Here is an 832-nt window from a genome sequence, read left to right as displayed (position 1 = left end):
GCGGTCGGGCGTGGCCGATGAGCGGGTCCGGTGGGGCGACGGCCGCCTTGAAGGCGGGGTCGTCGGCCAGGGCGGCCAGGTCGGTGTGGACGGGGGTGGCGGTCAGGCCCGCTTCGGCCAGGCGGTGCGTCCACTCGTCGGTGGTGAGGGCCGACTCCTCGGCGCGGTCCAGCAGCCGGTGCACCGCCTCGGGATTTGCGCGGGCCTTTGGGCCGAGGTACAGATGACCGTCCGCGGTGCGCACGGGGCGGTCCGGTGCCGTCCAGCGCACCCGGTGCGCGGGGCGCGGGATCAGGGCGGCGGCGGAGACCAGGCTGGAGTCGACGCGGCCGCCCCGCCCGGTCCGTGTCCGGTGCGCCAGCGCGGCCAGCACGCCCTGGGCGCACACCAGCCCGCCGAGGACGTCGGTGAGGGTCATCAGGGAGGGGGCCGGGGGTTCGTCTGCCGGGCGTACGGCGGCGGCGAGTCCGCTGTGCACCTGGGCGAGGTAGTCGGTGCCGAGGGGTGGCCGGTCGCCGAGGGTGTCGCCGAAGCCGGAGGCCCAGGCGTACACCAGGGCGGGGCGGTCGGACAGCAGGTCGGCGGCGTCCAGGCCGAGCCGGGCGGCCTTGCCGGGGGCCCAGTTGTGCACGAAGGCGTCGGCCTCGGCGGCCAGCGCGCGTACCGTCTCCCGGCCCCGCGCGGTCGTCAGGTCCGCCTCGACGACCCGCTTGCCCGCGTTGAGGGCGGTGAACCGGGCCGAGGTGTCCCCGGCCAGCGGGGGCAGCCAGCGCATCGGGTCGCCGCCCGGGGGCTCGATCCGGATCACCTCGGCGCCCAGCATCCCGAGGAC

1 protein-coding gene is annotated in these 832 nt (G+C 77.4%); it reads right to left on the bottom strand.

Features of this window, described 5'->3' with window-relative positions; genetic code table 11:
• A partial coding sequence (locus CCN72_RS27910) for a CoA transferase (protein WP_208638116.1) occupies positions 1-832 on the bottom strand: 832 nt, incomplete at both ends.

The sequence above is a fragment of the Streptomyces murinus genome, assembly GCF_002154555.1.
GTDB classification, from domain to species: domain Bacteria; phylum Actinomycetota; class Actinomycetes; order Streptomycetales; family Streptomycetaceae; genus Streptomyces; species Streptomyces murinus.
The sequence above is the reverse complement of the archived record's forward strand: the minus strand, read 5'-3'. Positions and strand labels throughout refer to the sequence as shown.